The organism is Balneolaceae bacterium (assembly GCA_034521495.1).
In the GTDB taxonomy this organism is placed as follows: domain Bacteria; phylum Bacteroidota; class Rhodothermia; order Balneolales; family Balneolaceae; genus Rhodohalobacter.
This window is the reverse complement of sequence record JAXHMK010000008.1, coordinates 23886-48447: the sequence shown is the minus strand read 5'-3', so window position 1 is coordinate 48447 and position 24562 is coordinate 23886. Positions and strand designations below refer to the sequence as shown.

General features: G+C 43.5%; 25 protein-coding genes. 9 read left to right on the top strand and 16 right to left on the bottom strand.

The window, feature by feature from the left end; translation table 11 throughout:
- Window positions 1-7: 7 nt before the first annotated feature.
- The 9 genes from rplB to rpsL are packed head-to-tail and all read right to left on the bottom strand — an operon-like array spanning window position 8 to window position 7041.
- Window positions 8-844: a 50S ribosomal protein L2 gene (rplB, locus tag U5K72_04715; protein ID MDZ7718110.1), complete on the bottom strand. Its 837-nt coding sequence runs from the start codon at window positions 842-844 to the stop codon at window positions 8-10.
- A gap of 13 nt (window positions 845-857) precedes the next feature.
- Window positions 858-1148 carry a 50S ribosomal protein L23 gene (gene rplW, locus U5K72_04710; protein MDZ7718109.1) on the bottom strand — a complete coding sequence of 97 codons (291 nt, stop codon included), beginning with the start codon at window positions 1146-1148 and terminating at the stop codon, window positions 858-860.
- Window positions 1145-1795, bottom strand: coding sequence for a 50S ribosomal protein L4 (rplD, locus tag U5K72_04705; GenBank protein MDZ7718108.1), 651 nt, complete (start codon window positions 1793-1795; stop codon window positions 1145-1147). The genes rplW and rplD overlap by 4 nt, the downstream gene beginning before the upstream one ends.
- Before the next feature lie 5 nt (window positions 1796-1800).
- The gene (gene rplC / locus U5K72_04700; GenBank protein ID MDZ7718107.1) at window positions 1801-2436 is read right to left on the bottom strand and encodes a 50S ribosomal protein L3; all 636 of its coding nucleotides are present in this window, start codon (window positions 2434-2436) and stop codon (window positions 1801-1803) included.
- 22 nt (window positions 2437-2458) lie between these two features.
- Window positions 2459-2770 (bottom strand): 30S ribosomal protein S10, encoded by a 312-nt coding sequence (gene rpsJ, locus U5K72_04695; protein ID MDZ7718106.1) that lies wholly within the window; start codon window positions 2768-2770, stop codon window positions 2459-2461.
- 13 nt (window positions 2771-2783) lie between these two features.
- Window positions 2784-3971: an elongation factor Tu gene (tuf, locus tag U5K72_04690; GenBank protein MDZ7718105.1), complete on the bottom strand. Its 1188-nt coding sequence runs from the start codon at window positions 3969-3971 to the stop codon at window positions 2784-2786.
- 16 nt (window positions 3972-3987) lie between these two features.
- Window positions 3988-6132 (bottom strand): elongation factor G, encoded by a 2145-nt coding sequence (gene fusA, locus U5K72_04685; protein ID MDZ7718104.1) that lies wholly within the window; start codon window positions 6130-6132, stop codon window positions 3988-3990.
- Between the two features lie 42 nt (window positions 6133-6174).
- Window positions 6175-6642 (bottom strand): 30S ribosomal protein S7, encoded by a 468-nt coding sequence (rpsG, locus tag U5K72_04680; GenBank protein ID MDZ7718103.1) that lies wholly within the window; start codon window positions 6640-6642, stop codon window positions 6175-6177.
- Window positions 6643-6666: 24 nt separating this feature from the next.
- On the bottom strand, window positions 6667-7041 hold the full coding sequence (gene rpsL / locus U5K72_04675) for a 30S ribosomal protein S12 (GenBank protein MDZ7718102.1): 375 nt from the start codon (window positions 7039-7041) through the stop codon (window positions 6667-6669).
- A gap of 190 nt (window positions 7042-7231) precedes the next feature.
- Here rpsL and recG point away from each other — a divergent pair, with 190 nt between their 5' ends.
- On the top strand, window positions 7232-9298 hold the full coding sequence (gene recG / locus U5K72_04670; protein ID MDZ7718101.1) for an ATP-dependent DNA helicase RecG: 2067 nt from the start codon (window positions 7232-7234) through the stop codon (window positions 9296-9298).
- 22 nt (window positions 9299-9320) lie between these two features.
- Here recG and U5K72_04665 read toward each other — a convergent pair whose 3' ends face one another.
- Window positions 9321-9794, bottom strand: a complete 474-nt coding sequence (locus U5K72_04665) for an EVE domain-containing protein (protein ID MDZ7718100.1) — start codon at window positions 9792-9794, stop codon at window positions 9321-9323.
- A 75-nt stretch (window positions 9795-9869) separates the two neighbouring features.
- On the bottom strand, window positions 9870-11333 hold the full coding sequence (locus U5K72_04660; GenBank protein MDZ7718099.1) for a M20 family peptidase: 1464 nt from the start codon (window positions 11331-11333) through the stop codon (window positions 9870-9872).
- A gap of 173 nt (window positions 11334-11506) precedes the next feature.
- Between U5K72_04660 and U5K72_04655 the strand changes: the two genes are divergently transcribed.
- Complete coding sequence (locus tag U5K72_04655; protein ID MDZ7718098.1) at window positions 11507-12031, top strand: hypothetical protein; 525 nt, start codon at window positions 11507-11509, stop codon at window positions 12029-12031.
- A 467-nt stretch (window positions 12032-12498) separates the two neighbouring features.
- Window positions 12499-13089 carry an FISUMP domain-containing protein gene (locus tag U5K72_04650; GenBank protein MDZ7718097.1) on the top strand — a complete coding sequence of 197 codons (591 nt, stop codon included), beginning with the start codon at window positions 12499-12501 and terminating at the stop codon, window positions 13087-13089.
- Between the two features lie 115 nt (window positions 13090-13204).
- Here U5K72_04650 and rfbB read toward each other — a convergent pair whose 3' ends face one another.
- The 5 genes from rfbB to U5K72_04625 all read right to left on the bottom strand — a co-directional run bounded on the left by rfbB (window position 13205) and on the right by U5K72_04625 (window position 17397).
- Window positions 13205-14206 carry a dTDP-glucose 4,6-dehydratase gene (rfbB, locus tag U5K72_04645; protein ID MDZ7718096.1) on the bottom strand — a complete coding sequence of 334 codons (1002 nt, stop codon included), beginning with the start codon at window positions 14204-14206 and terminating at the stop codon, window positions 13205-13207.
- 19 nt (window positions 14207-14225) lie between these two features.
- Window positions 14226-14774 carry a dTDP-4-dehydrorhamnose 3,5-epimerase gene (gene rfbC, locus U5K72_04640; GenBank protein MDZ7718095.1) on the bottom strand — a complete coding sequence of 183 codons (549 nt, stop codon included), beginning with the start codon at window positions 14772-14774 and terminating at the stop codon, window positions 14226-14228.
- A gap of 9 nt (window positions 14775-14783) precedes the next feature.
- Window positions 14784-15668, bottom strand: coding sequence for a dTDP-4-dehydrorhamnose reductase (gene rfbD / locus U5K72_04635; protein ID MDZ7718094.1), 885 nt, complete (start codon window positions 15666-15668; stop codon window positions 14784-14786).
- 3 nt (window positions 15669-15671) lie between these two features.
- Complete coding sequence (locus tag U5K72_04630; GenBank protein MDZ7718093.1) at window positions 15672-16379, bottom strand: sugar phosphate nucleotidyltransferase; 708 nt, start codon at window positions 16377-16379, stop codon at window positions 15672-15674.
- A gap of 121 nt (window positions 16380-16500) precedes the next feature.
- Window positions 16501-17397 (bottom strand): DUF4835 family protein, encoded by an 897-nt coding sequence (locus U5K72_04625; protein ID MDZ7718092.1) that lies wholly within the window; start codon window positions 17395-17397, stop codon window positions 16501-16503.
- 99 nt (window positions 17398-17496) lie between these two features.
- Here U5K72_04625 and U5K72_04620 point away from each other — a divergent pair, with 99 nt between their 5' ends.
- From U5K72_04620 to U5K72_04595, 6 genes are all read left to right on the top strand, one after another.
- The gene (locus tag U5K72_04620; GenBank protein ID MDZ7718091.1) at window positions 17497-18318 is read left to right on the top strand and encodes a hypothetical protein; all 822 of its coding nucleotides are present in this window, start codon (window positions 17497-17499) and stop codon (window positions 18316-18318) included.
- A gap of 208 nt (window positions 18319-18526) precedes the next feature.
- Window positions 18527-19471, top strand: a complete 945-nt coding sequence (locus U5K72_04615) for a hypothetical protein (protein MDZ7718090.1) — start codon at window positions 18527-18529, stop codon at window positions 19469-19471.
- Between the two features lie 12 nt (window positions 19472-19483).
- A complete protein-coding gene (locus tag U5K72_04610; GenBank protein ID MDZ7718089.1) occupies window positions 19484-20968 on the top strand; it encodes a mandelate racemase/muconate lactonizing enzyme family protein in 1485 nt (494 codons plus the stop codon).
- A 1-nt stretch (window position 20969) separates the two neighbouring features.
- Window positions 20970-22097: a bile acid:sodium symporter family protein gene (locus U5K72_04605; protein ID MDZ7718088.1), complete on the top strand. Its 1128-nt coding sequence runs from the start codon at window positions 20970-20972 to the stop codon at window positions 22095-22097.
- Between the two features lie 319 nt (window positions 22098-22416).
- Entirely contained in the window at window positions 22417-23190 is a 774-nt protein-coding gene (locus U5K72_04600) for a helix-hairpin-helix domain-containing protein (protein MDZ7718087.1), read from the top strand.
- On the top strand, window positions 23165-24343 hold the full coding sequence (locus U5K72_04595; GenBank protein MDZ7718086.1) for a hypothetical protein: 1179 nt from the start codon (window positions 23165-23167) through the stop codon (window positions 24341-24343). The genes U5K72_04600 and U5K72_04595 overlap by 26 nt, the downstream gene beginning before the upstream one ends.
- The last annotated feature ends 219 nt before the right edge of the window (window positions 24344-24562 follow it).

The following is a 24562-nucleotide window of genomic DNA, read 5'->3' as shown; positions in this document are numbered from 1 at the left end:
CTCTAACTTATTTAGCTTTTTTAGTTTTTCTTCGTCTTACAATGTACTTAGACGACAATCTGTTTGGATGTCTTGTCTTCAAACCTTTAGCAGACTGTCCCCAGGGAGATCTTGGATGACCTCCGGAAGCTTTTCCTTCTCCACCGCCCATTGGGTGATCCACCGGGTTTTTCGCAACACCACGAACACGTGGCCTCCGTCCGAGCCATCGGCTTCTGCCCGCTTTCCCTTTCGATGTATTGAAATGATCAGGATTGCTGGTAGCTCCAACAGTAGCAAAACATTTACCTAATATCAGTCGTGATTCTCCAGATGGAAGTTTTACCGTAACATACCGATCTGTCTTTGCAACCATCTGGGCAACAGTTCCTGCACTTCTGCATAGCTGCCCGCCTTTACCAGGCTGTAATTCAATGTTATGTATAAATGTACCGGGAGGCATTTTCATCATTGGCATTGCATTTCCAACTTCCGGTTGTGCTGTTTCGGAACTTAGCACCGTATCACCTACTTTCAATTTGTTAGGTGCAATGATATATCTTTTCTCTCCATCAGCATATGAAAGTAGTGCAATACGAGCCGTTCTGTTCGGATCGTACTCAATGGTCTGAACTTTTGCCGGAATATCCATTTTGTCACGCTTAAAGTCGATGACCCGGTACTTGCGTTTATGACCGCCACCACGATGGCGCATAGTCATCCGGCCTCGATTATTTCGTCCGCCGGTTTTATGAATACCCTTTGTTTGCTTCTTGTTGGGCTTATTCGTTGTAACGTCATTAAAAACGGGTGCCGTTCTATGCCGTTGCCCTGGAGTATTTGGTTTTATTTTCTTAGTAGCCATTGTCTAAATCGTTTTAAATTTCTGCGAAGAAATCAATTTCGCCTTCTTTCAATGTAATAATCGCTTTCTTCCAAACCTTACTTCGTCCTTCCACAAATCCACTTTGGGTATATCGTCCTTTCGGTTTTGAAGGCATAATCATTGTGTTAACCCGGCCTACTTTCACATCGGGATATTTATCTTCAATTGCCTGGCGAATATCAGGTTTAGTTGCATTTCGATCTACTTCAAAAGCATATTGTTGATGCTCTTCCTGAAGCCGTGTTAATTTTTCAGTAATTAATGGTTGAACTAAAACACTCATGCTGCTTCCTCCTCAACTTTAGGCTCAAAATTTTCTTCAAGTACAGCCAAAGCCCCTTCTTGAATTACAAGAACATCTGCATTCATAATTTGATAGGATGTGGGTTTGTTCGCTTCAATGACTGATACTCCAGGAATATTTCTTACAGACAGATAAAGATTTTTATCCGTTTCGGCTGTTAAGAACAATACCTTTTTATCACTCAGTTCAAGTGCTTCCAGAATTTCAACAACTTGTTTTGTCTTTGGCTCTTCAAACGTAAAATCTTGAGTGATGATGATCCCCTCTTCAGTAGCTTTTAGAGAGAGTGCGGATCTCCTTGCAAGACTTTTCGCTTTTTTCGTAAGACGAACAGTATAATTTTTTGGTTTTGGTCCAAAAACTGTACCACCGCCTTTCAAAAGTGGAGATCGGATCGATCCACGACGGGCCATACCCGTTCCTTTCTGTTTGTATGCTTTTCTACCACCGCCGCGAACTTCACCACGCTCTTTTGTACTGGCCGTTCCCTGGCGTTTATTAGCAAGAATTCGCCGAACATCTTCATAGAGAACCGTTTCATTTGGTTCGATACTAAAAATAGCATCATTCAATTCAGCTTTCTTACTACTGCTTTTTCCGTCAGTTTTATAAATCGTCAATTTCATGAGGTTTATTCCTCTGATTGATTATAAATTTCCAAATACCCGCCTTTTGCTCCGGGCACTGAACCTGTTATGAGAATCATATTAGATTCAGATAAAATTTTCGCAACAGATAAGTTTTTCACTTTCGTTCGTGCATTTCCGGATCGTCCGGCCATTTTCGTTCCTTTAAAAACCCGCGAAGGATCCGAAGCCTGACCAATCGCCCCCGGAGCTCTTTCACGATCATGCTGTCCGTGAGTTTGATCACCAACACCGTGAAAATTATGCCGCTTTATTACCCCGGTAAAACCTTTTCCTTTTGATATACCCACTACATCAACCATGTCGCCTACATTAAAAACGTCTTCAATAGTAAGCTGATCTCCAAGTTCAAGTCCTTCCGGAATGAAATCTCTGAATTCTGAAACTATTTTTTTGGGAGATGTATCGGCTTTTGCGAAATGCCCCTCAACAGCTTTGGACGTATTCTTACCGGTCTTATCAAAAGCGGCGAGTTGAACGGCATTATATCCATCCGTTTCGTCCGTTTTTATCTGAGTAATGGTACAGGGTTCAACTTCAATAACCGTAACAGGAATACTTCTTCCAAGGTCATCAAAGATACTTGTCATCCCAACCTTTTTTCCAATTAAACCACTCATTAAACTATCTCTGTCTGTTATCTTAAACTTTAATTTCCACATCTACGCCTGATGGAAGCTCCAGCTTCATCAAAGCATCAACAGTTTGCGATCCGGTTGAAAGAATATCTATCAGCCGTTTATGTGATCTGTATTCAAACTGTTCACGTGATTTTTTATCCACAAAAACAGATCGATTCACAGTAATGATATTTTTCTTGGTCGGTAATGGAATCGGACCAGACACTACCGCGCCTGTAGATTTTACTGTCTGAATAATCTTTTCTGCCGATTTATCGATCAGGTTATGATCGTATGATTTCAGTTTTATTCTGATCTTTTGTTGTGTTGCCACGTATTAAAACCTCTTAGTCGTTAATTTTAGTAACTACACCAGCTCCAACGGTGCGTCCGCCTTCGCGAATCGCAAACCGAAGTCCTTTCTCCATGGCGACCGGCTGGATCAGTTTTACATTCATCTTCACGTTGTCGCCCGGCATCACCATCTCCACTCCTTCGGGTAGCTCACAGGCTCCCGTCACATCTGTGGTCCGGAAATAAAACTGCGGACGATATCCTTTGAAGAACGGCGTGTGACGGCCTCCTTCATCTTTGCTCAGTACATATACCTCGCATTCAAACTCTTTGTGTGGGGTAATCGAGCCCGGCTTGCAGAGTACCATCCCCCGCTCCAGCTGCTCTTTGTTAATTCCCCGAAGCAAGATCCCGGCGTTGTCGCCTGCCTGACCTTCCTCCAGCAAACGGCGGAACATCTCAATCCCGGTAACCACACTCTTCATCGGATCTTCTACAATCCCGACAATTTCCACCTCGTCGTTGAGCTTTACAACACCCCGCTCAATTCGCCCGGTGGCTACCGTACCACGGCCGGTAATTGAAAACACATCTTCAACCGGCATCAGGAACGGCTTTTCAATATCCCGCTCCGGTGTAGGCACGGTCTCATCGACGGCATCCATCAGGTCCAGAATTGCCTGCTCACTGTCGGCATCGCCGTTCAGGGCATTCAGGGCACTTCCCTGGATCACCGGAATATTATCCCCGTCAAATTCATAGGAGGTCAGCAGCTCGCGAACTTCCAGTTCTACCAGCTCAATCAACTCCTCATCGTCTACCAGGTCGGTCTTGTTCATAAACACAACAATCTGGGGAACCCCTACCTGGCGGGCCAGAAGAATGTGCTCACGAGTCTGGGGCATCGGGCCATCTGTGGCCGCTACTACCAAAATCGCCCCGTCCATCTGGGCCGCGCCGGTCACCATATTCTTTACATAGTCGGCGTGTCCCGGACAGTCCACATGGGCATAGTGGCGCTGGTCGGTTTCATATTCCACGTGAGCCGTCGCTATGGTAATTCCACGCTCGCGCTCCTCAGGTGCATTATCAATATCTGTAAACTGTTTGGCTACACCCCCATAGTGCTTGGCCATTACCGTCGTAATCGCCGCCGTTAGCGTTGTCTTGCCGTGATCTACGTGACCGATCGTACCAATGTTTACATGCGGCTTGGTACGTTGAAATGTCTCTTTTGCCATGGTTAATTAGGTTTTATTATCCTTGTTGTTCTATTATTTCTTCTGCTTTTGAATCTGGAACATCGGCATATTCTGCAAACTCCATTGAATAAACTGCACGTCCCTGTGTGATTGAACGGAGATCGGTAGAGTATCCGAACATCTCAGATAATGGAACTTTCGCTTTCACAACAGAACCTTCTGCGTTATTGTCCATTTTGGAAATTATTCCCCGCCGACCATTCAAATCACCAATTACATCTCCCATATAATCTTCGGGAGTTGTTATCTCTACGGACATTACCGGTTCAAGCAATTGTGGTCCTGCTTTTCTTGCAGAATTTCTGAACGCAATTTTGGCACAAAGCTCAAAACTAAATGCATCAGAGTCTACATCGTGGTAGGATCCATCAAACAATCGCACTCCTATATTTTGTACCGGGTAGTTCGCTTGAATTCCACCTTTCATTGACTCGCGGAATCCTTTTTCAACTGAGGGGATATATTCTCTTGGAATATTACCACCTACAATTTCATTAATAAATTTAAAACCCTCACTTACGGTAACTTTTTTATCATCGTCATCATATTGTTCGAAATGTTCAATTGGGCCAATTTCAAACTCCATATCAGCAAATTTACCGCGACCACCTGTCTGTTTCTTGTAAACTTCCTGGTGATCAATCGCTTTGGTAATCGTTTCGCGATATGATACCTGTGGAGCGCCTACATTCGCTTCGACTTTAAATTCTCGCTTCAGTCGATCTACAATAATTTCGAGATGCAGCTCACCCATTCCGGCAATCGTTGTCTGACCAGTTTCTTCGTCAGTTTTAACCTGGAATGTTGGATCCTCTTCAGCCAGTTTAATCAAACCGGTTGTCAGTTTTTCAGCATCCGCTTTAGATTTTGGCTCAACAGCCAATTTAATAACTGGCTCGGGGAATGTAATTTTCTCAAGCAGTACAGGATTCTCTTCATCACAGAATGTATCTCCTGTACCTACTTTTTTCACTCCAACAGCGGCAGCAATATCTCCGGCACGAACAACATCAATGTCTTTCTTGTCATTTGCATGCATTTCAAGAAGACGGCCAATTCGTTCCCGCTCTCCAGTTGCAGAGTTTAGTATATAGGAACCTTTCTCAAGCGTACCAGAGTACACACGGAAGAAAGTCAATTTACCCACATAGGGATCCGTCATGATTTTAAAGGCCAAAGCAGAAAACGGAGCGTTAATATCAGGCTCTCGTGTCATTTTATTATCAGGATTGCCTGGCTCCGTACCTGTTACAGCCTCAACATCCATTGGGCTTGGGAGGTATTCAATCACTTTATCAAGAAGAATCTGTACACCTTTATTTTTCAAAGCAGTACCACAAAGCAGAGGTGTGATATCCTGGGCTAATGTTGCTTTACGAATCGCCGCATTAATCTCATCTTCAGAAATTTCTTCTTCCATGAGATATTTTTCCATCAGCTCATCATCGTGATCAGCAATAGCTTCGAGCATTATCTTTCGGTACTCTTCAGCCTTTTCCTGCAAATCTTCAGGGATATCAACAATCTCATATTTCGCACCGAGAGATTCATCATCCCAAACAATTCCATTCATATTAATAAGGTCTACAACGCCCTGGAAATTGTCTTCAGCACCAATTGGAATCTGAATGGGAATAGGATTCGCATTCAGTTTTTCTCTCATTTGGTGAATTACATTGAAAAAGTCGGCGCCGGTCCGGTCCATCTTGTTTACAAATGCCATTCGCGGCACATTGTATTTATTTGCTTGACGCCATACGGTTTCTGACTGAGGCTGTACTGCACCTACAGAACAGAAAACTCCAATTGCACCGTCTAACACACGAAGTGAACGTTCTACCTCAACGGTAAAATCAACGTGACCCGGTGTATCGATAATATTAATTCTGTGATCTTTCCAGTGACAGTGGGTGGCAGCCGAAGTAATAGTGATACCTCTCTCCTGCTCTTGCTCCATCCAGTCCATTGTGGCTGCACCATCGTGCACCTCACCCATTCGGTGGCTTCGCCCTGTATAATAAAGTATACGCTCAGTTACCGTTGTCTTACCGGCATCAATATGAGCCATAATTCCGATATTTCGCGTGCGGCGAATTCGTTCTAAAATTTTGGGATCTGTTTTCGTCGTTACTTCAGACATTTCAAAAAAATTTTTACTGGTAGTTATTGTAAATTTGTTTAATCAGAACCTGAAATGAGCAAATGCTTTGTTCGCTTCTGCCATTCTGTGGGTTTCATCTTTCTTGCGAACCGCACCACCTTCATTATTAGCGGCATCAATCAGTTCACGGCCTAACCTTATGGCCATCGATTTATCATTTCTCTGTCTCGAGGCACTAATTATCCATCTCATTCCAAGAGCCGTTCCCCTGTCCGTACGTACTTCAACAGGCACTTGGTAAGTAGCTCCACCTACCCGACGACTTTTAACTTCAACAACCGGTGTAGTATTACTTAAAGCAGATTTAAATACTTCAAGAGGTTGTTCGCCGGTTTTTTCTTCGACCATTTCAAAAGCCTGGTATAAAATCTTTCTGGCTACTCCTTTCTTTCCATCCCTCATCAGATTATTCACAAACCGTGTAACCAGTTTGTCATGAAAAATTGGATCGGGTTGAATTTCTCTTTTTTCAGCTGTTTTTCTTCGCATAATATATAAGGTTAAAAATCCTTGTTACCCTTTTGGTTTCTTGGTGCCGTAGCGACTTCTTCCTTGCTTTCTGTCATCTACACCAGCAGTATCCAGCGTACCACGAACAATGTGATACCGAACACCAGGCAAGTCTTTCACACGACCGCCACGAATAAGCACAATACTGTGCTCCTGGAGATTGTGACCTTCACCTGGAATATAAGCGGTTACTTCAAAGCCGTTCGTTAATCGAACCCTTGCAACTTTACGGAGTGCTGAGTTCGGCTTTTTGGGTGTTGTTGTATAAACACGTGTGCAAACACCGCGTTTTTGCGGGGAGCTTTGTAAAGCAGGAGCAGTTGTTTTACTGGTCTTGCTTTTTCTACCTTTGCGAATGAGTTGTTGTATTGTTGGCACGGATTTACCTTGTTTGTTTTCGTAAATTCAAGAGCTTATAAAGGTACTAATTTTCTACAACAGATTGCAAAAAATTTAATCTATTTTTTACAAAAATATCTACAATCAGGCATATTTAGCTCTATCCAATGATTTAACTACCTAAAAAGCTTTAATTTTATATTATACTGATATATAACTTTATATCGATTTGAAACTACTTGATCTCCATAACCTAAGTCAAAAACGGCTCAAAGCTCTTCATCAAAGCGGCATTCAAACCCCTCTTGATCTGTTAACCCTCTTCCCGCGGAGATATATTGATAAATCAAATATCCAACCGATTAAAAATTTGTATCAATTTTCAGATCCTGTAACCATAGTGGGGAAAGTTAAATCCAAAAATGTAGCCGGTTATAAATACAAACGGCGACTCGAGGTTTTGGTTCAGGATAACACCGCTGTGTGCAAAGCTGTTTTTTTTAAAGGGTGGAAATATTTCATTAATCAGTTTGAAGAAGGCTCATGGGTTTCTCTCTATGGCAAAGCCAAAAAGTATGGTAAGTATATGAGTATGGCTCATCCTGAAGTGGAGCAGCTTGAAAGCCTGGATAAGATGAAAATACCGGATACACTGATTCCTATCTATCCATCGAATAAACATTTCTCAAAAGCGTACATCTCCAACAAAATTGTAACCGGCTGGATCCAGGAAATTCTTGAAACAGTATCATTTGAGGATTTTCTACCTGAGAATATCCTATCAAACCATAATTTTCCAGCGCGCGGAAAGGCTTTTCAGATGATCCATCAACCCAAAACAAGACAACAGGCTACCCGTGCCCTTGAACGGTTTAAATTTGAGGAGTTCTTCCTGTTTGAACTAAGCATGATGAAGATCAAACGGCAGCGCATTGAACGAGCGCCGGGAATTCAATTGCAGCCAGGTACGCTTACAAAAACGTTCTTTAATGAGATTCTTCCTTTTCAGTTAACGGATGGACAACGAACCTCACTTTCTGATATTAAGCAAGATCTCCAGTCCGGTACCCAAATGAACCGGCTGATACAGGGAGATGTTGGCGCCGGAAAAACAGTTGTTGCCATTGGAGCTATGTTAATGGCGATTGACAACGGCTGGCAAACTGCCTTTATGGCTCCAACCGAAATTCTGGCTGAGCAGCACTACTATACCATCAAAGAGTACCTCGAACAACTCGGGGTCAATTTCCGCTTGCTTACGGGAAGTCAGTCCACATCATTGCGAAATGATGTTCTTTCTGATATTGCCGGGGGTACTTGCCAGATTGCTGTTGGTACTCACGCCATTTTCCAGGATAAAGTTCAGTTCAACAAACTGGGATTAGTAGTGATTGATGAGCAACACCGGTTTGGCGTGAAACAACGAAATGAGATTTTACAGAAAGGTGATCACCCTCATCTGTTAGTAATGTCTGCTACTCCCATCCCCCGCTCGTTGGCTATGACGATTTATAGTGATCTGGACATCTCCGTTATCAAAGATCTGCCATCAGGAAGAAAACCGGCAAAAACAGCTGTGCGATCTGACAGTGAACGCGAAGCCGTCTATAGTTTTGTAAAGCAGCAAGTTGAATCCGGAGATCAAGTCTATGTAATTTTCCCACTGATTGAAGAATCCGAAGTAATGGATCTGAAAGATGCTACCATGGGATATGAAAAGCTAAAAAAACGGTTTCCTGATTTTTCGATCGATCTACTTCACGGTCAAATGGATTCGAGTGAAAAAGAATCCAAAATGAGAAAATTTTCGGAGGGAGAAACTCAGATTTTGGTTTCTACTACAGTGATTGAGGTTGGCGTGGATGTTCCGAATGCCACAATCATGATGATTGAGCACGCAGAACGATTTGGATTATCTCAACTTCATCAGCTTCGGGGACGAATCGGGCGGGGTAAAAAGCAGAGCTACTGCATTCTGTTACCCGATCAAAAATTGACAGAATCCGCGCGCTTTCGTTTAAAGAAAATGGTAGAAACAACAGACGGTTTTGAAATTGCCGAGGCAGATCTGAAACTCCGCGGTCCCGGCGATTTTCTCGGAACGAAACAGAGTGGCCTGCCCGAGTTTAAGTATGCTGATATTATCGAAGACCGTCTGCTCCTGGAAAGTGCAAAAAACTCCGCAAGAGAGATTATTCAATTGGATTCTGAATTGAGATCATCCAAACATCAAAAACTCAAGAAAGTTTTTGAACCTTATTTTAAAGAGAGGGCAGAATTTTTTGGGATTGGGTAAAAACCATTAAAATTACCTGAGTTTATTTTTCTTCGGCATCGGCAAGTTTTAAGATCTTCTTATACTCAGATTCCCTTACCTTGGTAATCGAAAGTCTGTTTCGTTTAAAAAGTTGCATTTCCAACAGATCATCATGCTTTTTCAACTCATCTCTTGTGACAGGATTGTCGAATTTTTGGATAAACTTTACATCCACTAAATGCCAGGTGGGATCTTCCTCACTGCTTTTCGGATCAAAGTAATCATGATCCGGATTGAACTGTGTGGGATCGGGATAGGATTCACTGCAAACTTCCATTACTCCGGTTATAACAGGTGGACGCACATTAGAATGATAAAACAGAGCACGGTCTCCCACATTCATCTCATCTCTCATGTTGTTTCTCGCTTCATAATTTCGAATGGAATCCCATGGTTCGGTTCCATCTTTTTCAAGATCATCAATACTGTAGACATCCGGCTCTGACTTCATCAACCAATACTGTCGTTTACTCATAACTATTTTTCTGTACTTTGTTTAAGATTTACTGCTTAAAAACAACGAGGCACTATCCTGCATTCCAACAAACCGCTACTCAGTATTCAGGCGAATATAGTGCGAATAAAACCGAACTGTATTCAAGTAGGATTCCACGCTCACACGTTCGCCGGTTCCATGCATGCGGCTCAAATCATCTGTTGAGATGGTCATCGGGGCAAATCGATAAACCTGGTCGGATATGGATGAGAAATGTCTTGAATCAGTGGCTCCAAAGACAAGATAGGGTGCAACGTACACATCCCGCATGACATCCATAATGGTTTGTTGTAATGATTCAAACCCGGAACTGTTTACATTGGATATGCTGGAAGGCAAAACCTGGATATCACCGTACCGCTGAATGCTGATTCGTTCATCGTCAATCACATTTCTCACATGGCTCGTAACCGTTTCAAATGTATCCCCGGGGAGAATTCTAAAATTGACGATTGCTCTTGCCTCATTTGGTAGTACATTTTCTTTCACGCCGGCTCTTACCATGGTTGGAGCAATTGTGGTTCGGATCATTGCTGCAGTGGCCGGATCAGATAATAACTGATTTCGGAAGAATCCTTCTGTTAACCATCTGTTCGCATAGACAATCTTAAAGCTAAATGGCATTTCATCCGCAAACGAATTAAACATCTGTTCAACAACTCCGTCAATTCGGGCGGGAAACTGGTTCTCCGAAAGATTTACAATCGCCTCACTTAGAATTGCAACAGAATTTTGCTTTGAGGGCCTTGAAGAATGGCCGCCGGAAGATTTTGCAATCAATTCAAGTGACAAATATCCCTTTTCGGCGATCCCCACCATGGCAACAGGCCGGTCAAGAGGGAACGCTCCTTCAACTACTCTCCCGCCCTCATCCAGTACTGTCTGCAGGAAAACGCCATTGTCTTGCAGGTATCTCGATACGGCTCTTGCTCCCTGATCTCCACCAATCTCCTCATCATGACCAAATGCAAAGTAAATACTCCGCGTGGGCTGATATCCCTCAGCAATCAGGTATTCAGCCGTTTCCAATAGTCCCATCACATTGAATTTATTATCCATTGTACCCCGTCCCCAGATGAATCCATCCTGTACAATTCCCGAAAACGGGGGATATGTCCAACCATCAATATCTGAAGAATCCACAGGCACTACATCATAATGTCCCATTAATAAGACAGGATCCAGGGATGGATCGGTTCCTTCCCAGTAATACAGGGGAGTTAAATCATTGAAGAGAGTATCTTCCAGAGTATTATGTACACGCGGGAATGATACTCTTAGAAAATCCAGGTAATCATAAAAAGCAGTTGAATCCATTTCTGCACCATCATCCCCGGATATTGTTTGGTATTGAACGGATTCCGAAAAACGGCGAATCATCGCATCCTCATCCCATGTTACCTGCGGATTCGCTTGTGGTTCAATTTGAGTGTCTCCGAGCTGAAAAGTTCTCACGAGAACCACAACTACAAATGTTAGGAAAGCTCCCAGAAGTATAAACAGAATTTTTTTGGCCATATCGCATTATAATTTCTCTTAATCTGTAAAATTACAGTATGACAATGATAAAACAAATCTATTTTAAAAACTGAATAGTATGAAAATTATGCGATTCCGTATTTCAGTAGTAATCATTCAGGTCTTTAAATAACCTATTCCCTGTAACTCAAAAAGACAATGTTTGCTTTTGGGTGTTCTTTGCAGTTATTGGATTTAAACATTTTGGGAAAAAGATTCAAAACGTATTGTTAGAAATTTATAGAGATGAATCTATAGGGGGTAACACAAAAATTTATGACAATGATCCTTTTTCTACGATTTCGTTGCATTTAATGTATATGGGGCTTTTTGCTCCAATTATTCTCTTTATTCAAAACATTCAATCCATGAAAAATATATTAACTCTACTTCTCAGTGTCTGTGTAATCCTGCTGATTTTGAGTGCCTGCGGGGAATCTCCGCTTAACGGCGGCAGCAGTGACCCAACCCAAGAAAAGGTAGCCGACATTCTGAATATCCAGCAGGGTGCCGGACTGGTATACCGTAAAGCATTGAAAGAGACGAATGATATTGCATCTGCTCCCCTTGCTGCTTTTATAAAAAAAGTTTCTTTCTTGTGTTTAGATCTGAAGTCCCTTTTTTCTTCAAAAACTTTATGGCCAAGCGTATTAACAAGCATTTTAATGTTCTCGAGAAATTCTTCCATTTCCGCTTGATCAGGTTCAGAAATAGATGATTGAGTAGGAGTGTTATTGTTTTCAATATTGTAGCGATTAGCTTTTTTGCTAATTCATGAAGCCTGTTTTCAAGATACTTGATACTCCAGGTATTATTGAAGCTTTATGTTCCAAGATCCTTTCATTGCCGCTTGTCTGATTTCGAAAAACAGATTGTTTCATTGCTGTCTGGACTGAAAACTACCTTTTTGCATTTAATGATGCTGTATTGGTAAATGCTTTTGATGGACATAGCATCTTCGAGCCTTGCTTCGATAGTATACTAAGTCTTTTCCATTCAGAATCGTTATGATTCTCAAAAGTAGCGATTTAGTCGAAGTACATAGCCTCAGCCGTTTATGTATCGAAGGTCATTTCGATCTCGATTACAATTCAGACTTTTATCTGTAAGTGATTCCATTAGCTTCAGAAGATATGATGAACAAAGTGCAAAGAAACCTCTGTTTTTGAACCATTATTTTGACGCTGATTACAGCTACAGTTGCGGAACGTTTACTGATCCACGAAACAACAAAGAATATGAATTAGCTTGTATCGGCGATCAAACCTGGTTTGCTGAAAACTTGAACTATAATACCGGTAATAGCTGGTGCTACGACAATGATTCCGAAAATTGTAAAAGCCTGGGGCGACTATATGACTGGCAAACAGCACAATCTGCCTGTCCTGATGGATGGCATTTACCCAGTGAAGAAGAGTGGCTGGTTTTAGCGAATACATTAGGTGGAACAGACGTTGCCGGTGGTAAATTAAAAGGACTTACAGGATGGAATGAACCTAATGTTGGCGCCAGTAACAGCTCAGGATGGTCTGCATTTGGAAGTGGAATATACATACAAAAAGGAGAGCACACACAAAGCCATGGTTTTATGGATAAGGGGGAAATGGCATATTTTTGGTCTTCTACGGAAAGCACCGGTTATGCAGGACCCACAGCTGTTGGATTATCTTTAAGAAGATCGGGTAAATCTATGTCATTACCTCCCTCGTTGATGAAATCAAATGGACAATCTTGCCGTTGTGTAAAAGATAACTGAACTTTTTTTACAAGTATAACTACTGTTCATTTTCATTTAATTGGGGCAACTCTCCGGGTTACAAGTATAACTGACACAAGCGGACGCTTGCGCCAGTGCCGAGTAATCCTTTTGATTACTTAGCATACCGGTCAATATACCAACGAACCGTTTCTCTAAGCATGTTATCAAATTCCTGCGAAGGTGTCCACCCCAGCTCTTGTTTAATCTTTGAGGCATCCACGGCATAGCGGTAGTCATGGCCGGGGCGGTCGGTTACAAAGCTGATTAGGTTCTTGTAATCTCCATCTGGCCCGTCACCTATTTCATTATTTAAAATTTCGCAGATATGGTTCACCAGCTCTATATTCTGCCACTCATTATCTCCGCCGATGTTATACTGCTCGCCGGATTTTCCCTCCAAAAAAACTGTGGTCAGTGCCCGGCAGTGATCCTCCACAAAGAGCCAGTCGCGCACATTTTCGCCCTTCCCATAAACGGGAATATCTTCTCCGCTCAAAGCTTTTCGAATCACGGTTGGAATCAGTTTTTCATCGTGCTGGTGCGGACCGTAATTGTTTGAGCAGTTGGTAATCACCGTATTCATTCCAAAGGTGTGATGGTACGAGCGAACTAAAAAATCACTTCCCGCCTTCGATGCCGAATAGGGAGAGTTTGGAGCATACGGAGTGGACTCACTAAAGCTTCCCTCATCTCCAAGAGTTCCATACACTTCATCTGTTGAGATATGCAAAAACCGCTTGGGCTTCAGATCTTTTTCGTATTGCTCCCAAATCAGCCGGCTTTCTTCCAGAAGGTTAAACGTACCCACCATGTTTGAGTACACAAACGGTTCAGGTCCTTTAATTGAATTATCCACGTGAGATTCAGCCGCCAGATGGATGATTCCGTCCGGATGCCATTTCTTAAACAGGTCGCGAATGGCATCCCTGTCCACGATATCCAGTTTTTTAAAGCGGTACCGGTCCGACTGTTTAATCGGCTCCAGGTAGCTCAAATCGGAAGCGTAGGTAAGTTTATCGATATTTACAATTTCTATATCGGGATAGTTATTGTGGAGGTAAAGAATCAGGTTCGAACCGATAAATCCGGCACCGCCGGTTACAATTAATTTCATATCTCTTTTTCCAGGTTTGTTAGAATAGGTCGTTTGGTTGAATGTCTTTTAATAACGGTTGCTGTTTATCTTTTTCTGATAAAATAGGTGATTTGGTTTGCCAGTCGATCTGCAGAGCCGGATCATTCCAGAGAACACCCCGCTCCGATTCCTTGTGATAATATTGATTGCATTTATACGCTACCGTCGCTTGATCAGAAAGAACAGAAAATCCATGGGCAAAGCCAGATGACACCAACATCATATATCGATTCTGATCATTTAAAATCGCAGAAAAATATTTGCCAAAAGTGGGTGAATCCTTTCGTATATCAACAGCTACATCCAGTATTTCGCCGTAAATGGCCATCACCAGTTTTGCCTGGCTGTACGGATGTTTTTGATAATGAAGCCCGCGAACCGTGCCCTTTGTCGATGTTGAGATATTATCCTGTACAAAATCGTACTCCACGCCCTTTTCTTTAAAAATCTCTTTTCGAAACGATTCAAGAAAATGTCCCCTGTCATCCTCAAAAATTCGGGGTTTAATCAACCAAACTTCATCCAGCGATGTTTTTTCAAATTGCATGCTATCTATTCAAAGAGCTTTTTTCTGTTCATTGAGTTCTTCAATCTGATCCAATAATTTATCTACTCCAGATGCCCACCACAAAGGATTTAATCCCGTTGCTTCAACTTTTTTGGTGGACAGTAATGTAAACATTGGCCGGGTTGCAGTAAATGGATATTGGTCGGAGGTAATTCTATTTACATTCACATTCAGGTCACTCTGTTCAAAAATTTCTTCAGCCAAATCTGCCCAGCTTATTTTTCCTTCACAACTGATATGAAATATTCCTGTTAAATCTTTTTTAAGAAGCTGAAATGTTTTCTCAACTACATCAAACGCCAGCGAGGGACAGCCGGTTTGATCCTCCACAACCTGTAACCTATCCCGCTCTGAACCTAACCGAAGCATCGTTTTTATAAAATTATTTCCAAATCGCCCGCACAGCCACGACACCCGCACCAACATCCACTCACCATTCGATTGCTGAAGAATTTTTTCACCCGCTTCTTTCGATTTTCCATACACATTCACCGGATCTGTTTCAGCTTCTTCCGGATATCCGCCGGGATATTTTTTTTGATCCTCCTTACTGCCGGAAAAAACATAGTCGGTGCTGTAGTGAACCAACTTTGCGCCGACCGATTCACACCCATTTGCCAGATTTTGGACTCCCCTTTCATTCACCAGAAAGGCTTTTTTTGATTCGGATTCTGATCCATCAACATCCGTGTACGCCGCACAATTGATCACCACATCCGGTTTAATCTCGCTCAGTATTTCAGCCACTTTTGTTCTGTCCGTAATATCCAGTTCACCAGAAGAAAAAGCTTCAAACGGCAAGCTCTTTTCAGTCAAAAAATGAACCCACTCTTGGCCCAATTGTCCCGTGGCTCCGGTGATCAAAAATTTCATCGGTTAAACCAATTTATGGGCAAGATTATTCGCCACTTTATACGATTCGGGGGTTCCCGCATCCGTCCACCATCCATCCAGAATGGAATATTTCATCGCCCCATTTTTGATGTAGTGATTGTTTACATCCGTAATTTCGAGTTCGCCACGGTCCGAAGGCTCCAGGTTTCTAATCAGGTCGAAAACCTGCGGATCGTACATATATATACCCGTTACTGCAAATTCCGATTTGGGCTGATCGGGCTTCTCTTCAATACCCACAATTCTATCACCCTCAAGCTCGGCAACACCAAATCTTTCGGGATCTTCCACCTGCTTGATCAGAATTTGAGCGCCGGACCCATCAAAATTCTCAAGAGCTTTGGAGAGCCCTGCTTCAAAAATATTATCCCCCAGGATTACAGTCATCGGTTCATCCCCGCAGAAGTTTTCTGCCAATCCAAGTGCCTGGGCTATACCGCCGGCTTCATCCTGCACTTTATAGGTAAACCGACAACCAAAATCTTTGCCAGATCCCAAAAGATTTACAACATCGCCCATATGTTCGGTTCCGGTTACAATCAGTATCTCTTCAATTCCGGCACTCGTTAACTTCTCGATGGGGTAGTAGATCATCGGTTTGTTGCCAACAGGCAGCAGGTGTTTATTTGTCACTTTGGTGAGTGGGTACAATCTCGAACCGGTTCCCCCGGCTAATATTATTCCTTTCATGAAATCTTACTTTCGATTAGTATTTATTTGACGGGATTCTCAAACATCTCAAGAATACGGAAATTTTATCGGAACCATGAAACGGAATCTTCATCAGACATCGACATAAAAAACACCTTTTTCAGCTTTGTAAATTTTCGTATTCAGAGGTGTGGGCAGGATCAACATCTCTCAGAATATTATAGGCACGGGTTCTCATTTGGGCATCCGCATCGCGAAAAATTGCGACAATTTCTGTGTACTTTGCACTAAAGAAAATATCAAACAGGTAGTTATTATTGGTAAGCTGTTTGTTCTCCTGGATCATTTCAAGGGCTTCTAATACTTGGTTTCGCGCTTCTTCCGGTTGAGTTGTAAACTGGTCGAGCCCAAGCCGGTGGTACCGGTAGATTGCTTTTCTGAACTCTTCATACGCCGGACTGGTAATATCATTAATCAGCCCATACCGATTGCGCTGGGCCCCGATAGATCGCCCCCAGCCCTGGGAACCTGAATTCTGGCCAATCTCAAAAATTGATTGTGCCTGGCTATAATAACGGGTTCCGCCAAGTTCAGAAAACGTATCGTAATCGTATCCAAGCATCACATATACATAAAAGTCTACAAAACTGGTCAGATCATCGAACTGAAGATCATCGTGAATGAGGTTGTTATTTTGTGGATAATGGAACCGCCAATTGTTATCACTTAGCAGAATAGCAAGCGACTCCTGGTTGGTATTGTAGATAGGCCGGCGGACAGACAGAGCGATTTCTGCAGTGTAATTAAAATTATTATCCACTCCTGTAAGTACAATTTGAAAACTGCATCGAATACGCTCATGATCTTGGTAACGATCATTTGTCCAGCGGTAATCGTTGATATAATTTTCAAGGGCAGTTTCCAGTTCAGATATATAATCGTACGATGTACCGCTAATCTGGCGGGTGTTGAGAGATACATCGCATTGAAACTCCTGGGCTACACCAACGGACGGCAAAATCAAACCAAAAAGTGAAAAAATTAAAATTCTAATCATGTTTAGTTGATGTTTAGCTTCCATCTTATGATACTACTGTTCAAACAAAACTACTGTCTTTTGGGGATGCTTACTACGTGGCATAATTTGATTTCTTTTATGATACAAAGGATTCGGCTTAATTACTTCCTGGGTGTTTTACTTGTTACATTTTTGGGGATTTGCTCTCAGGTACATGCTCAAACAAGCCTCGGTGCAAGTTCTGTTGCAATGGGCCAAACCGGTGTCGCCGTACCCAACTCCAACTGGTCACTCTTTTCTAATGTAGCCCTGATGCCGACGGATGGGAACCGTGTTTCATTTTACGGTTTTCGATATGTAGGCATTGCGGAGATTACCGACATGGCGGCCAACCTTACCACTCAAACAAGCTGGGGAACTGTCGGTGCAGGTGTTCACCGGTATGGCTTCAATCTCTTCAACGAAAACAGATTTCTGCTTGCATACAAGAACAATCTCGATCGCTTTCATTATGGAGCATCTGTATCGTATACCCACATATTTCAGGGGGGTGATTATGGTGCGGCCGGGGCTATCGGTTTCGATTTGGGGCTGGCTGCAGAAATCACGGAAGATTTATGGTTTGGTGCCCGGGCAACCAATCTCAATCAACCCTCCTACGGTGATACAGATGAGGAACTGCCCCGAGAACTGGCCACCGGCTTGAGTTATATGCTCACTCCCGAAGCCCTGGTTACCGCAGAAATTGTAAAAGATGTGATGTTCCCTCTCTCCTTCCGTAGCGGCGTTCAGTTTGAAATTATTCAGTCTCTCTTTATTCGTGCCGGCATTACCACCCAACCGGAAACGTATTCGTTTGGATTTGGATATCAATCCAACATGTGGAATGTAAACTTTGCCCTACAGCAGCACAATCCTCTTGGACTAAGCCCTGCACTTGATCTGGCGGTGAAGTTTTAGATTTCAAATTTCGTCATTCTGAGCCTGACTCAGAATCTCCCAATGTGATATCAAAATGTAATCTGGTTTTCATCAAAATCTATGTAATAGCTTACTATCTTCCACCTTATTTCCCTGAAATATTGATTAATTCAAACTAAATTCTTATTTGAAAAAGCGCTTCGTTATTGCTGCGCAAACAGTAACAAATCCAACCATATCGTTTAACATGAAAAAACTGATCTCACTACTATTTTTATCTGCTCTGATATTTGCGACTTACATACCTGCCGAAGCTCAAACCATTTCAAAAGAAAAAATGATCTGGCTCACCCCCCAATGGGAAGGTGAACGGTTTGAGGACGGCAGACCTAAAGTTGCTGATGATGTTCTTGAACGAATGGAACATGTTTCGATTGAGGAAGCCTGGGGCATCATCCGGGGATTTGGATACCACAATCAATTTACGGGCGGAGACTGGGAAATTTTGAATCCCGGGGAAGCTGTGGTCGGTCGCGCTGTAACCGCTCAATATATGCCGAGCCGGCCCGCACTCGAGGAAACCATTATTGCTCAAGGAATGGAAGACGGTCGCTCCGGCCCGATGAATACCTGGCCAATTGATGTGTTGGTCCAGGGAGATGTATATGTTGCCGATGGATTTGGAAAAATTAAAGACGGAACGCTGATCGGCGACCGGCTCGGAAATACAATCTACGCCAATTCCGGCAATGGCGTTGTATTTGACGGATCATCGCGAGACCGTGAAGGACTTTCAGCTATAGATGGGTTTAATGCTTTTGTCCGCGAGTGGGATCCTTCATTCCTCCAGGAGATGATGCTGATGGGATTGAATACGCCCATCATGATTGGTGAGGCGACCGTACTGCCCGGCGATGTAGTTCTGGCTAAAGAGACCGGAGTTATATTTATTCCCGCTCATCTTGCTGAAAAAGTTGTGAATGAATCTGACGTGATTCGTCTTACCGATATTTTTGCTCACCAACGAGTCCAGGAAGGAACGTATACGGCCGGCCAGATGGATACGGACTGGACTGAATCGATCCGTCAAGACTTTTTAAACTGGCTTGAAGAAAATCGGACAATGCTTCACGAAGAGTACGGAATTGGCGAATCAACCATCGACCGCATCATTGAAACCGAAGAAATTTAGGAGGAATAGATTATGAGCAATAAAAAAAGCAATGGCACAAGTAGATCTCCCCTTGAGGGGAGTACTCCGACGGATGTCGGAGGGAGGGGTGTCCAGCCTAACAAAGTTGACAGACGCAATTTCATCAAAAAAGCCGGTGCCGGTGGACTCGGATTATTTGGCATGTTTGCTCTCCCTTTTGAAGATCAAATCAGTCATCTCGCACAAAATGTAAACAGGAACTCAAGCCCCTCCGACCTTGAAATTACCGACCTGCGAATTGCAGAAATTGATGGAATTCCATTTCGGGTGCCGCTGATTCGAATTGACACCAACCAGGGAATTTCGGGATATGGTGAAGTTAGGGATGGTGGTGCGAAAGAATACGCTCTGTTTCTGAAAAGCAGGCTTTTGGGTGAAAATCCATGCAATGTTGAGAAGGTCTTCAAAATCATCAAACAATTTGGAGGACATGGACGCCAGGGTGGCGGAGTTTCCGGTGTGGAAACCGCTCTTTGGGATCTGACCGGGAAAGCATATGGAGTTCCGGTTTATCAACTATTGGGTGGAAAATATCGCGACAAAGTGCGCCTCTACTGTGATACAACCACTTCAGATGATCCGCACGAATACGCCCGGCGAATGCAGGAGCGTGTGGATATGGGCTACACTTTTTTAAAGATGGATATGGGAATTGGCCTGGTGGATGATGAAGAGGGATCGCTGGCCAATACCCGGGAGTACGGTCCGAAGGGACAGCGCGAATTGCGGTCTCAATATTCCGGTGAACAGGGTGATTACGGACAGATTGATCACCCGTTTACGAGAGTCCAGGTTACAGAAAAAGGCCTCGAACGAATGATGGAATATTTGCGTGTAATGCGTGACACAATTGGATACGAAATTCCAATGGGAACCGATCACTGGGGACATTTCGATAAGAATGAAGCGATCAAAATTGCCCGTGCAACTGAGCCTTACACGCTTGCTTATGTTGAGGATCTTATCGCCTGGCAGTATGTAGATGAATGGAAAGAGATTTCTGAATCAACAACCACTCCCACCATGACCGGCGAAGATATCTACCTGCTCGATGGCTTCAGAGAATTGATCGATAAACAAGCGGTGGATATGATTCACCCCGATCTCGGCTCTGCCGGCGGAATCCTGGAAACCAAACGAATTGGCGATTATGCCATGCAAAACGGTATTGCCATGATGCTGCACTACGCAGGATCTCCTTTTGGATTTATGGCAAGTGTTCATGCGGCGGCCGCAACCGAAAATTTTGTCGCGCTTGAACATCACTCCGTAGATACGCCAAACTGGTATGATCTCATCCAGGAGGACAAGAGCACGATTTTCCAGGATGGATACACACCCGTTCCCGAAAAACCGGGTCTTGGTGTTGAGATCAACGAAGAAGCCGTTCGCGAACACCTGATTGAAGATGCCGATTATTTCGAGCCAACACCGGAATGGAACGAAATCCGAACATGGGACAGAACCTGGAGTTAGTATGAAATCTGTTTTGAAATCACTTCTTTGGCTGAGTCTGATTTGCTTCATCGGTATGATCGTCATGCTGTTTGTGGACAGCAGTTCCCCATTAATGGCTGTGTTCACAACCGGTATGTTTATCTCACTGGCAATAGGAGTGAGAGGCACAGAGACCCTCTTTAAATCCTTCGCCTTCTCCCTCTGGATATTTGCGGCCGTAACATTCTCTATGTTTTATCCGCAATACATGACATCCTGGGGAGGTTATGACCTTAGCAACCTGATTGTTCCGCTTATCCAGCTCATTATGTTTGGGATGGGAACTCAATTGAGCATGCAGGATTTTAAAGGCGTATTCAAAAAACCAAAAGGTGTGGGTGTAGGTATCATTTGCCAATACACCATCATGCCGGTTGTTGGAATAAGCCTCGCCTTGAGTTTTGGTTTTCCGGCCGAAGTTGCTGCCGGAGTTGTATTGATTGGTTCCTGTCCCGGCGGTGTGGCCTCAAATGTAATGGCCTTTATCGCAAAAGCAGATCTTGCATTGTCTATTACGCTCACGGCCGTTTCAACCATGTTATCACCATTGGCTACTCCCTATTTGATGCAGCTCCTGGCCGGTCAGTTTGTGCCGATTGATACCTATGGAATGATGATCAGCATCCTGAATATGATTATTCTACCAATTGTGCTTGGATTGTTGTTTAATCACTTTCTGCATGGAAAAATCAAATGGCTGGATGATATTATGCCGGTCGTATCCATGGCTGGGATTGCCTTTATTATTGCTGTAATTACCGCGGCTGGTCGCGACTCACTGGTTTCAATCGGTCTTCTGCTGATTCTTGCAGCTGTGATTCACAATGCTCTTGGATACCTGTTTGGATATTGGGGATGCCGTCTTGTTGGTATGGATGAAAAATCATGCCGTACCATTGCATTTGAAGTAGGAATGCAAAATGGCGGAATGGCCTCCGGGCTTGCCCAAGAGATGGGCCGACTGGCAACCGTTGGTCTTGCGCCGGCAATTTTTGGCCCCTGGATGAATATTTCAGGTTCGACTCTTGCCAACTATTGGCGACGAAAAACAGAAGAAGAACTGGATGAGGAAGAGGCACCTGAGCCTGCTATGAATCCGGCAACATAATAATTTAGAGCATTTATTTTTTGATTGATGAGTTGGATAGTTTGTGAGTTGGTGAGTTGATTAGTTTGTGAGTTATTGAGTTGGTGAGTTTTTGTGTAAATGCTCATCAACTCGCTATTTCTTCTTTTTAAAAGCTTCAGGTTTTAGGAAGTTCATAATTTATATTCTCAGGAGTGATTGAGTAATAAGATCATTCGCAACGTTGGCAAGGACTCGACATTTTTTATGTCGTTAAAAACTATTATTTTGATGGGCACAACAGACACAACGCAAACTATTTTCAAGGGAAGATCTTCTGGCAAGTTTATTATTCTGCCTCTTGTTTCTTCTCGGTACTCTTCTTCCACTTGAATCCTTTGCCCAGGAAGCTGACACCGTTCGAACGCAAATAGAACGCGATCTTGAAGAAGCGATTGAAGAGATCGATCCCGAAGAATCTGACCTGGACCTCGAAGAACTGGTTGAGTTCCTTGAGAGCCTTGCCAATAACCCAATTAACATCAATCGGGCGTCTGTAGATGATTTGATGCAGATTCCGGGATTGAATTTCCGTCTCGCTCAGGGAATTGTTCAATATCGATCCAATCAGGTACCCTTTTCTACCGTTGATGATCTCACCAATGTACCCGGAATCGGACCGGCAACTCTCAGCCGAATTCGTCCCTACATCACTGTTGGAACCGGAATGGAATTGAGCCGGGATCTTTATCTAAACCCAAATTACTGGACGAATAACGGGCGTTTTGAGGGCTTCACCCGATATCAACGAACACTCCAGGAGCAGGAAGGATACGCCCGCCCCGATTCGATGGGCGGATACCTGGGCAGCCCGGCAAAATACTACCAGCGATTTCGATATACCAGCAACCATCTCTCGTTGAATATTACCCAGGATAAAGATCCCGGTGAACCACTTTCCGGTCCCACCGATTTTGATTATACATCCTGGCACATCGGCGTGAATGATGTTGGGAATTTGCAGGATTTGGTGATTGGCGACTACAGTATTTCCTTTGGTCAGGGCTTGCTTACTTTGGAGTGGCGGAGCTTTTGGCAAAGGACGCGATGTGACCAACGGCGTATCAAAAAATGAGCGGGGAATTCGCCCATTCACCTCTGCCCAGGAAGCGATTGGTTTTCGCGGTATTGCGGCTACGTATGGCGATCAGATTCAAGTGAGTGGTTTTTACTCCAACCGCAATCGAACGGCCAGTCTCATTGAAGAGAACGTGGTAAACTTTCCGACAGAAACCGGCTATCACCGAACACAAAATGAGGTGGGCCGCCGAAATAATCTTGGGCAGGAAACCTTTGGCGGACGAATCCGGGCCCGTGTCCCATTTGGCTTTCTTGGACTTACTGCCTACCACAATCGGTTTGATATGACCGTTGAAGCAGGAAATCAACCCTACCAGGTGTTTGATTTCTCCGGCAAAGAGCTTTCAGGATATTCTGCCGACTACCGGTTCTTAATTCAAAATGTCATCCTGTTCGGAGAATTTGCCTATACCGATAATGGCGGTTACGGACTCCTTTCCGGGGCCGATTTTGAAGTCGGAAACCGAACCAATCTTGCCCTCTCCTACCGATATTATGATAAACAGCTACAATCCATTTTCGGCGCCGGTTTCGGGGAGCAATCCGGCACTCCGGGAAACGAGGAGGGATTTTATATTGGAATTGAACATGAACTGACCGAACAAATTCAACTCACTGGTTATTTCGATCAGTTCCGATTTCCCGGTGCGAGATTTTTGCAAAGTCAGCCTACGTCCGGGTTCGACTGGCTCGGGATGATAGAATATGAACCCAATCCAGATTTGAACATGTACCTGCTTTTCCGCTCCAAAACAAGAGAAGAGGAATACGATTCCACAGATGAATTCGGCCGGGAAATCAGCCTTCTTGATGATGATATTCGAAGCTCGATTCGCTACCAGGCCGAATACCGAGTTCATCCAAACGTACGGCTGCGAACCCGTTTTGACCTCGCAAAAGCAACCCCACCCAACAGCGATACCAGTTGGGGATATCTCGTTTTCCAGGATATCCGGTACTACGTAAGCGACCGATTTCAGATTGACGCCAGGGTCACCATGTTCGAAACCGAAGGATACGATTCACGCGTGTATCAATTCGAAAACGATCTGCTCTACGTGCTGTCAAACACCATGCTTTCGATCAGGGCCAACGGATGTACATTCTATTCAATTACGAACCGACCGATTGGCTTGAACTCTGGATGAAGCTTTCCACCACCATCTATGAAGATCGTCGAACCATCAGCAGCGGATTAAATGAGATTCAGGGAGATCGAAGGAGTGATTTTGGGATTCAGGCGAGGGTTAGGTTTTGAGATCAATCAAAGGCAGCAGAAAGGTCATTCTGAACTTGATTCAGAATCTCCAAACTTTATATGATTATGGATCTGGCTTTCATCTGAATGCTTTCCTCACTGAAAAAAA